The sequence below is a fragment of the Knoellia aerolata DSM 18566 genome, assembly GCF_000768695.1.
GTDB classification, from domain to species: Bacteria; Actinomycetota; Actinomycetes; order Actinomycetales; family Dermatophilaceae; genus Knoellia; species Knoellia aerolata.
In genome coordinates, this window is sequence record NZ_AVPL01000090.1 from 1 (window position 1) to 9559 (window position 9559).

A 9559-nucleotide genomic window follows, 5' to 3' on the forward strand; every position below is an offset into this window, starting at 1 on the left:
CCGCCCCCACGCGACGAGACCCTCGACCGCCTCGACGACCTCGACCGCTTCGACGACCTCGACGATCCCGTCGACCCCTACCCCGACGGCTACCTCCCCGACGAGCTTCCGCCACTCGAGCTGCTCCGGATCCCCACGGATCCCATCCCCGACCCACCTGACGAGTGGTTCATCACCGACGACTGGGCGGTCGCCTGAGCGCGGCAGGGCTACGACGTGAGCCAGACGGCGGCGTAGGGCTCGAGCCAGACGTTCCCGTCCTCACCCCAGGTCAGCGGCTGCCCGCTGAGCTCGTCCCGCGAGGCGTCGACGCCGTAGTCGTGGGCGCGGTGCCCGGGCCATGATCGCCACGTCGGCGTGACGTTGTGCAGGCCCACGAAGGTGCCCAGCGGGTGCTCGCGCACGGTGACGAGCACGCCCGGGTCGTCGACCGGGCCGATCCGTGACTCGATGCTTCCGTGGAGGTGGGGGAGCGACGTCCGGGTCCGGATGAGCCCCCGGAGATCCTCGAAGACCCGACCCGCCTCAGAGGAGAGGTCGTGCCGGGCGTCGTGCCGGGCGCGGTCCAGCCTCGGCCGGTGCGCCCAGCGGTTGTCGTCCTCGTGGCCGGGCTCGTCGGCCCAGTGCGGGTCGTTGGGCTGCCCCAGCTCGTCCCCGCTCCAGATCACCGGGATCCCGCCCCACCCGAGCACGAGGGCGTGGGCCAGCCGAAGGGCCCGCACAGCGAGGTCGCGTTCGACATCGGTCCCGGCGGTGGCGAGACCGATGAGGCTCGCGGCAGTCCCACTGGTCCGGCCGTCGTCGGTCTCGGGGTTGTACTGGAAGACGAGGCCGTCGGCGTTCGACCCGGGGTGCTGGCCGGCATACCACCGGGTGAGAAAGCTGCGGTGGGCGTGGCCGTCGAGACCCACGGCGGCGGCGTCCTCGTCCTGGATCGCCCACCCGATGTCGTCGTGGCAGCGCAGGTAGGTCAGCCACGTGGAGCTCGTCGGCTTCGTCGGCAGGTGCGAGAGGGCGTGCGCCGCGAGACGGACGTCCTTCGTGGCGAGCATCGACCACACCTGCACCATGAGGCTGTTGTGGTAGGCGAGGTCGCTGACCTTGCCGGTGTAGCGGCCCTGGCCGAGGTAGGCGAGCAGCTTGCTCGGCGCGACGATGGCCTCGGCTTTGAACGCGACTGCGGGACAGGCGATCCGGGTGACCGCGCGCAGCGCTTGGGTGATGGCGTGGACCTCGGGCTGGCCCTGGCAGTCGGTTCCCATCCGCTTCCACATGAAGGCGATGGCGTCGAGCCGGAACACGTCCACGCCCCGGTTGGCCAGCTCGAGGATGATCGACGCGAACTCCGTGATCACCGCCGGGTTCGACCAGTTGAGGTCCCACTGCCACTCGTTGAACGTCGTCCACACCCAGCCGTCGACGTCGGAGTCCCACGTGAAGCTGCCCGGCGCGAAGTCGGGGAAGACCTCGGGCAGCGTCCGCTCGTAGGCATCCGGCATGGTGCGGTCCGGGAAGACGTGGAAGAACGCCCGGTGGATCGGGTCACCGGCCCGTGCCCGTGCCGCCCACTCGTGCTCCCGCGCGACGTGGTTGAGCACGAGGTCGAGGACGAGGCTGACGCCGTCGGCGTGCAGGGCCGAGGTGAGGTCCTCGAGGTCGTCCATCGTCCCGAGGCCGGGGCGCACGGACCGGTAGTCGGCGACCGCGTACCCGCCGTCGTTGTCGCCCTCCCGCGGCTGGAGGAGCGGCATGAGGTGCAGGTACGTGACGCCGAGGTCGCGCAGGTAGGGGATCTCCTCGACCACGCCACGGAGGTCGCCGGCGAACCGCTCGGTGTAGGCGGCATACCCGACCATCGACGGCTCCTGCAGCCAGTCCGGGCGCAGCAGCCGCTGGAGGTCGCGCCGGTGGAGCGGTTCGGGCCGGTCGCGGAAGGCCTGCGCGGCAAGGGTGACGAGCTCGACGCCGAGCTCGGCCGCCGCCGCCCCGTAGAGACTGACGAGCGCGTCGTCGAGGTCCGGCCACCACCGGCGAAGCCGCTCCGCGAACATCTCCCGGCGTTCGGGCGACAGGTCGTCGAGCGCGACCGGGGGCGAGGGAGGGGTCGTCACGTCCGCCATTCTGGCCCCTCGTGGTGGGATGTGGGCATGCTGCCCTTCCGACAGGTCGACGTCTTCAGCAGCGAGCCGTGGCGCGGCAACGCCCTCGCCGTCATCCACGACGCGGACCGGCTCTCCGACGCGGAGATGGCGGACGTCGCCCGGTGGACGAACCTGTCCGAGACGGCCTTCCTCTGTGCGCCGACGGACGCGGCGGCGGACTACCGGGTGCGCATCTGGACGACGAGCGGCGAGCTGCCGTTCGCCGGCCACCCCACCCTCGGCAGCGCCCACGCCTGGCTCGAGGCGGGTGGGCGCCCACAGGGGGAGCACGTCGTCCAGCAGTGCGGCGCGGGGCTGGTCACGGTGCGCCGCACCCCGCGTCTGGGCTTCGCCGCCCCGCCGCTGCGTCGTTCCGGCGAGGTCGACGCAGCGCTGCGCGACCGGGTCGTCAGGGCCCTCGGGGTCGACCCGGCCGACGTCGACGCCATGGCCTGGGTCGACAACGGCCCCGGCTGGGTCGGGGTCGACCTCGGCTCCGCCCGTGCAGTGCTCGCCATGGCGCCCGACGTCGCCAGCTTCACCGACCTCAAGGTGTGTCTCGTCGGGCGGTGGGACTCCGGCACGGCCCGCGAGCTCGGCGCCGACGTCGAGGTGCGCGCCTTCTACGCCTCGGGGCAGGACTTCGGCGAGGACCCCGTCACCGGCAGCGCCAACGCGGGGCTGGCCCAGTGGCTCATCGGCACAGGGGCCCTGCCGGAGTCGTACGTCGCTCGCCAGGGGAGCGCGATCGGTCGGGACGGCCGGGTGTGGGTCGAGGCACGGGGCGATGCCGTCTGGGTGTCCGGCGACACGGTGACCCGCATCGAGGGCAGCATCACCCTCTAGGAGCCGAGCGCGCGCTCCAGCGCCGTCACGTCCGTGACCGGTGCGTCACAGACGAAACCACGGCACACGTATGCCGTCGGGGCACCTCCCACGAGGGGGCGGGAGGTGAGCAGCGGCTGGCCGGGGGCGTCCGGCTCGCCGTGCGCGAGAACGAGGCCGGGGGAGGTGCTGCGGCGGGTCGTGTCGAGCAGCGTCTCGGCCGTGGGGCCCTGGCCGACGACCGCGACCTGGAGCGGGCCGGCGACGGCGGCCTCGGCGACGGCGAGCGCCCAGCCGGCGAAGCGCGGGTCGCGGGTGGCGAGCGCGCCGAGGGCGGACAGCGCCTCGTCGGCCAGCTCGCGGTCGCGGGTCACCCCGGTCAGGGCCGCGTGGGTGAGCCATGCCCCGGCCAGGGACGACACGCCGGAGGGCTCGGCGTTGTCGGCCTGGCTGCGGGGCCGGGTGAAGAGCTGCTCGGCGTCGTCGGCCGTGTCGTGCACGAGGCCGTCGGCGTCGCGGAAGTGCACCCGGGCCACCTCGAGGAGCTCTCCGGCCACGCCGAGCCAGCGCGCGTCGCCGGTGGCCTGATGGAGCGCGAGCAGGCCCTCGGCGAGGTTGCCGTGGTCGTCCGCGACGCCGGCGGCGGCGCCGACGACGCCGTGGCGCGAGGCCCGGCGGAGGCGGCCGTCGACGAGGTGGGTCGTGACGACGAAGTCCGCGCACCGCACCGCCGCGGCGACGAGGTCGGGTCGGCCCAGGATCGCCCCGGCGTCCGCGAGACCGGCGATGGCCAGGCCGTTCCACGACGCGACGACCTTGTCGTCACGGCTGGGTTGGGGACGCTTGCGCCGGGACTCCAGCAGCGTCCTTCGGGTGCGCGCCCACCACGCCGGGTCCTCCGGGTCGCGTCGCAGCTGGAGGGTCGAGGCGCCGTGCTCGAAGGTCCCGTGCTCGGTGACCGAGAGCAGCTCGGCGGCTCGGGCGCCGTCGTCCGACCCCAGCACGTCGACCAGCTGGTCCGGGGTCCAGACGTACGTCGCCCCCTCGACCCCGACACCGTCGACGGTCGTGTCGGCGTCGAGGGCCGACGCGAAGCCACCCTCGTCGGTGCCGAGCTCCTCGACGATGAACTCGGCCGTCTCGCAGGCGATCCGGCGGGCGAGGGGATCGCCGGTGCTGCGCCAGAGGTGGGCGTAGACGCGCAGGAGCTGGGCGTTGTCGTAGAGCATCTTCTCGAAGTGCGGCACCACCCAGTCGGCGTCCACGGCATACCGGGCGAAGCCCCCCGCGAGCTGGTCGTAGATGCCGCCGCGCGCCATCGCGTCCGCCGTGCCGCGCGCCATCGCCAGCGCGTCGGTGTCGCCCGTGCGGCCGTGGTGGCGCAGGAGGAACTCGAGGACCATCGACGGCGGGAACTTGGGCGCACCCCCGAAGCCGCCGCGGGTGAGGTCGTGGTGCCGGCGCAGGTGGGTGATCGCCATGGCGAGCGACTCGGACGTGATCGGGTCCGTGGGCCCGGGTGCGGTCAGCTCGCGCAGGCGGCCCGCGATGTGCGCGCCGGACGCGAGGACCTCCGCCCGTTGCTGCGCCCACACCGTCGTGACGTTGGCGAGCAGGGAGAGGAACTGCTCGCGCGGGAAGTAGGTGCCGGCGAAGAACGGGTCCCCGTCGGGAGTGAGGACGCACGTCATCGGCCAGCCCCCGTGCCCGGTGAGCGCGGTGGTGGCCGCCATGTAGACGGTGTCGACGTCGGGCCGTTCCTCGCGGTCAACCTTCACCGCGACGAAACCGGCGTTGACGGCCGCGGCGACACCCTCGTCCTCGAACGACTCGTGGGCCATGACGTGGCACCAGTGGCAGGCGGCGTAGCCGACCGACAGCAGGATCGGGACGTCGCGCCGCCGGGCCTCCGCGAAGGCGGCGTCGCCCCACTCCCACCAGTCGACCGGGTTGTCGGCGTGCTGGAGGAGGTAGGGCGAGGTGGACTTGGCGAGCCGGTTGGCCATGGCTTCACCCTGTCACGAGCGACGACCTCAGTCCTCGAGGGCCTTGAGCAGGGTGAGGTTGCGGGACAGCTCGCCCGCGTCGCCGTCGAACGCGGCCCAGAAGACCTCGACGCCGCAGCGGACGATGCTCCACAGGCGGCCGATGTCCGCGGCGATCCCCGCAGCCTCGCAGGTCACCTCCAGGCGGTGCCTGAGCGACCAGCGCATCGCCGGGCCGGTCCCCAGCTCGTCGAACCGGTTGCGCAGCAACGGTTGCAGCTCGTAGGCCGGGGGCCCCGCCAACGGCTTCGGGTCGATCACGAGCCACGGAGCGCGGTCGGCGGCGAGGGCGTTCTGGAAGTGCAGGTCGGTGTGCAGCAGCACGCGCGGCGCCGGGTCGGCGAGCAGGTCCCGCGCGAGTCCGGTGACCCGGGTGACGACCCGGCGGGGGAGGTCGGTCCGCTGGCGCAGCTGGGTGAGGTAGGGGTCGAGGTGGGCCTCGAGCGGGCGGATCGTCGGTGGTGCGGGCACGTGCAGCTGCCGGTAGAGCCCGCCGATGACCGCGCAGGCCTCGTCGATGTCGACGGACTCGAGGTCGCGCGTCGCGTCGAGCCGCTCGAGGAGCAGGGCTCCGCGGGCGGGGTCGGCGGCGACCAGCCGGACGGCGCCGTGGCCGTTCCAGCTGCGCAGCGCGAGGTGCTCCTGGGCGGACTCGACGTGCGGCCACCCGACCTTGAGCACGAGGGGCCGGGTGACGTCGCCGCTGCGGCGCTGCACCGGGTGCACCACCGCGGTCCAGCCGGTCATCGCCGGCCCGACGGGCACGAGGTCCCAGTCGCGCAGCAGCTCGCGGGTGAGCCGGTCGACGTCCGCGGCCCAGTCGGCCCCGGTCGGCCCACCCTCGGCCGGTAGCCGGCTCATCCAGGTGAGCCACTCCCGAGGGGCGTGGGCCCCGAGGTCCGGCGCGGGGCTCACGCCAGCCCGGGGAAGGCCGTGAGGGGGGTGCCGCCACGGTGCGCCTCCGCGGCGACGCTGCCCAGCCACCGGGAGACGTCGGCGAACGCGGCCTCCGCGTCGCCGGACGTCAGGGCGGCGAGCTGCGCGCCCCACGCAGCCAGGAGCGTGGCGAGCGTCTCGGTCGCGAGGGCAGCGGCCTCGGCGGGCGTCGTGACCGGGCGGGGCAGGGGGTACCCCAGGTCCGGGACGGGGGCCGCGGCGCCCGCGGCCTCGACCACCTCGACGGTGAGGGTGTCGAGACGGGCGATGCCCTCGCGCGCCGTGCGCTGCGCCTTCCCCGGGGTGCGGGCCGCCGCGACCTCGAGGAGGTACACGGCGCGTCTCGTCGCGTCGACGAGCGGCACGAGCAGCTCCGGCCGGGACCACGGCGGCGCCGGGTCGGGCCGGTCGGCCCGGCTGCCGGTCGCGAGCTCGGTCGCGGCATGCGCCTGGGCGAGGAGGGCGAGGACCGGTGGGCGCAGCTCCGTCTCCGCGGCGGCGCACCCGTCGGCGGCGGAGACGATCGAGCCCTCCACGGCCACGACGGTCCGGGGCACGGTGGGGCTGGGCGAGGCGCTGGGGGACGGCGACCCGGTGCCGGTTGGTGTGGGCACGGACGCGGAGACCGAGGGGGTGGGGGTAGCCGTGGGGCTGGGCATGGAGGAGGGGAGTGCATCCTGCGGGACCCCGCGCTGGCGCAGGGCGTCCCGCAGGACCTCGGCCTGGCGGGTGTGCAGGGCGGCCAGGACCGGGGAGAGCGGTGCCGTCGCGTCGGCGGGAGCCAGCGCAGCCGCCTGCACGGCGCCCAGGAGCCGCAGGAGGGCGGCTTCGGCCGGGATCGGCTCACGGGTCGGGACGAGCGGGACCCGTGGCGCGTCGTCCTCCAGCCGGATGCCGCAGCCGGTCAGGACGCCGACGAGGGCACCCAACGCCCCCGCGCCCACGAGGCGCCGGGTCGGCCTCGTGGCCGGCGGCGTCGGGTCACCCATGGCGGCATCCTCGCACGCGTGGAAGCACCCCAGCGGCCCGGCTAGAGTGGTCGTCGCCGCAGAGTGAGCCGCGGCGCGAGAACTACAGAGAGGGAGACCGATGACCCGCGACACCGCAGTGCAGGAGCTGCTCGACGGTGCACTGGACGGCTCAGGAGTCGTCCTCGAGGAGGTCGTCGTCACCCCGGCCGGCCGCCGCCGCGTCGTGCGCGTCGTCGTGGACCGGGCCCTCGAGGCCACCGGGGACGTCACCGAGACGGTCGAGTCCCTCTCCCTCGACGAGATCGCCGCCACGACCCGCACCATCGGCGACGTCCTGGACGAGTCGGACGTGCTGGGGGAGCAGCCCTACACCCTCGAGGTCACCTCGCCGGGCGTCTCGCGCCCCCTCACCACGCCGAGCCACTTCCAGCGCAACGTCGGGCGCCTCGTCGTCCTCGCGCTGACCGGTGCCGAGCCCGTGACCGGGCGCATCACCCGCGCCGGCACCGACGACCTCACGATCTCGGTCCCCGCGGTGAAGAAGGTCCCCGCCCGCGACGAGACCCACGCGTATGCCGCGATCGACCGTGCCGACGTGCAGGTCGAGTTCTCGCGCAAGGACACCCAGGACACCCAGGACACGGCGGACCCCGCTGACACCCCCGACGCCGACGACGCCGACGCGTCGGGCGACAAGGAGAACTGACCCATGGACATCGACCTCGCCGTCCTCCGGGGAGTCGAGCGCGAGCGCGACATCTCGCTCGACGTGCTCATCCCCGCCATCGAGCAGGCCCTGCTCCTCGCCTACCAGCGCTCCGACGGCTCGTACCGCAACGCCCGCGCCGAGCTGGACCGCAAGACCGGCCACGTCACCATCTGGGTGCGTGAGGAGTTCGAGGTCCCGGTCGAGGACGCGCCCGCTGACCCCGCCCCTCCTGCGTCTGCGGATGTGGCGGCTCCGACGACCGGATCCGCAGACGTCGCGAGTGGTGACGCAGCCGGGGACGGCGACCTCGCGGACGCCACCCCCTCAGAGCCGACGCCCCCGCGCACGCGCCGTGAGTACGGCCCCGAGTTCGACGACACCCCGAGCGACTTCGGCCGCGTCGCGGCGGCCACGGCCCGCCAGGTCATCGTGCAGCGACTGCGCGACATCGAGGACGACGCGATCATGGGCGACTTCAAGGGCCGCGAGGGCGACATCGTCGCCGGCGTCATCCAGCAGAGCCCGGACCCCCGCCACGTCACCGTCGACTTCGGCAGCGTCGAAGGCATCCTCCCGCTCGCCGAGCAGGTCCCGGGCGAGCGCTACGTCCACGGGCAGCGCCTGCGCACCTACGTCGTGAGCGTCAAGCGCGGCATGCGCGGCCCGCAGATCGGCCTCTCGCGCACGCACCCCAACCTCGTCCGCAAGCTCTTCGCCCTCGAGGTCCCGGAGATCGCCGACGGCAGCGTCGAGATCGCCGCGCTCGCCCGCGAGGCGGGCCACCGCACCAAGATTGCCGTGCACACCAAGGTGTCCGGGCTCAACGCCAAGGGTGCCTGCATCGGCCCCATGGGGGCCCGCGTCCGGGCGGTCATGGCCGAGCTGCACGGCGAGAAGATCGACATCGTCGACTTCAGCGAGGACCCCGCGACGTTCATCGCCTCCGCCCTGAGCCCGTCGCGGGTCCAGTCGGTCGAGATCGTCGACCACAAGCTGCGCGCGGCCCGGGTCGTCGTGCCCGACTACCAGCTGTCCCTGGCCATCGGCCGGGAGGGCCAGAACGCCCGGCTGGCCGCCAAGCTCACGGGGTGGCGGATCGACATCCGCTCCGACAACCCGGGCGCCACGCCGGCCCGCGGAGCAGGTGAGACCGGCTCCGAGCGGTCCGATGACGCTCGCGACCCCCGCTAGGCGCTAGAATGAACGGGACCGACCGGACTGGACTCCGGGCCCGGACGTCGCACGCCCAGGCGAGCACACGGCATACACCGTCTTTGACGGGGCCGGTGCGCACCTGCGTGGGATGCAGGGTCCCGGATAGCCGGTCGGCACTCCTGCGAGTGGTCGTCGGAGGGCAAGGGGAGCTGATCCCCGACCTTCGGCGGTGTCTTCCGGGGCGTGGCGCCTGGCTGCACCCCACCGGAGACTGTTACGACCTCGCCGTCCGACGACGGGCGTTCGGGCGTGCACTGCGAGTCAGTGCGCACCTGGACACCACCGCCGTGGCGGAGTGGATCGCCACCCACGAGCAGACCACCGTCCATCCCAGGCACACCGAAAGCGGGTTTGACGCTGATGAGCACCCGATGAGCACTCAGTAATGAGCTCCCCCCCGAACTAGCGGTCCGCGCCTTCCACAGGTTGCACGGACCTTGAGAAGGAGAAACGTGGCCAAGGTTCGCGTCAGCGCACTCGCCAAGGAAGTCGGAGTGACCAGCAAGGTCCTCCTCGAGCGACTCAACGGGATGGGTGAGTACGTCAAGTCGGCGTCCTCCACCGTTGAGGCACCGGTCGTCCGCCGGTACCAGGAGAAGTTCCCCGTGGACTCGCCGGCAGCCCCGGCGCAGCCCGCGGCCAAGCCCGCCGGTCAGGGCCCGTCCCCGTCGGCGACCCCCGGCCCCAAGGCCCCCGCGGCGCCCGCTGCTCCGGCAG

10 protein-coding genes are annotated in these 9559 nt (G+C 73.6%); 6 read left to right on the top strand and 4 right to left on the bottom strand.

Features of this window, described 5'->3' with window-relative positions; genetic code table 11:
* Window positions 1-198: hypothetical protein (locus N801_RS21160; RefSeq protein ID WP_035940666.1), on the top strand; the 198-nt coding region annotated here is incomplete at its 5' end.
* 11 nt (window positions 199-209) lie between these two features.
* Here N801_RS21160 and N801_RS17940 read toward each other — a convergent pair.
* Window positions 210-2120, bottom strand: coding sequence for an alpha-amylase family protein (locus N801_RS17940; RefSeq protein ID WP_035940668.1), 1911 nt, complete (start codon window positions 2118-2120; stop codon window positions 210-212).
* 27 nt (window positions 2121-2147) lie between these two features.
* On the opposite strand from N801_RS17940, the gene N801_RS17945 reads away from it, so the two are divergent.
* Window positions 2148-2987: a PhzF family phenazine biosynthesis protein gene (locus N801_RS17945; protein WP_035940679.1), complete on the top strand. Its 840-nt coding sequence runs from the start codon at window positions 2148-2150 to the stop codon at window positions 2985-2987.
* Here the strand turns inward: N801_RS17945 and N801_RS17950 are convergent.
* The 3 genes from N801_RS17950 to N801_RS17960 are packed head-to-tail and all read right to left on the bottom strand — an operon-like array spanning window position 2984 to window position 6936.
* Window positions 2984-4972, bottom strand: coding sequence for a thioredoxin domain-containing protein (locus tag N801_RS17950; protein ID WP_035940670.1), 1989 nt, complete (start codon window positions 4970-4972; stop codon window positions 2984-2986). The genes N801_RS17945 and N801_RS17950 overlap by 4 nt on opposite strands.
* A gap of 27 nt (window positions 4973-4999) precedes the next feature.
* On the bottom strand, window positions 5000-5926 hold the full coding sequence (locus tag N801_RS17955) for an aminoglycoside phosphotransferase family protein (RefSeq protein WP_052113284.1): 927 nt from the start codon (window positions 5924-5926) through the stop codon (window positions 5000-5002).
* Window positions 5923-6936, bottom strand: coding sequence for a DUF4439 domain-containing protein (locus N801_RS17960; RefSeq protein ID WP_035940672.1), 1014 nt, complete (start codon window positions 6934-6936; stop codon window positions 5923-5925). The genes N801_RS17955 and N801_RS17960 overlap by 4 nt, the downstream gene beginning before the upstream one ends.
* A gap of 100 nt (window positions 6937-7036) precedes the next feature.
* On the opposite strand from N801_RS17960, the gene rimP reads away from it, so the two are divergent.
* The 4 genes from rimP to N801_RS17975 form a co-directional block, all read left to right on the top strand.
* On the top strand, window positions 7037-7624 hold the full coding sequence (gene rimP / locus N801_RS17965; protein WP_035940675.1) for a ribosome maturation factor RimP: 588 nt from the start codon (window positions 7037-7039) through the stop codon (window positions 7622-7624).
* Between the two features lie 3 nt (window positions 7625-7627).
* Window positions 7628-8818 carry a transcription termination factor NusA gene (nusA, locus tag N801_RS17970; protein WP_035940677.1) on the top strand — a complete coding sequence of 397 codons (1191 nt, stop codon included), beginning with the start codon at window positions 7628-7630 and terminating at the stop codon, window positions 8816-8818.
* An 8-nt stretch (window positions 8819-8826) separates the two neighbouring features.
* Window positions 8827-9228: a YlxR family protein gene (locus N801_RS20460; protein ID WP_084109230.1), complete on the top strand. Its 402-nt coding sequence runs from the start codon at window positions 8827-8829 to the stop codon at window positions 9226-9228.
* 66 nt (window positions 9229-9294) lie between these two features.
* Window positions 9295-9559, top strand: a 265-nt coding sequence (locus N801_RS17975) for a translation initiation factor IF-2 N-terminal domain-containing protein (RefSeq protein WP_035940678.1), incomplete at its 3' end; no start/stop codon positions are given.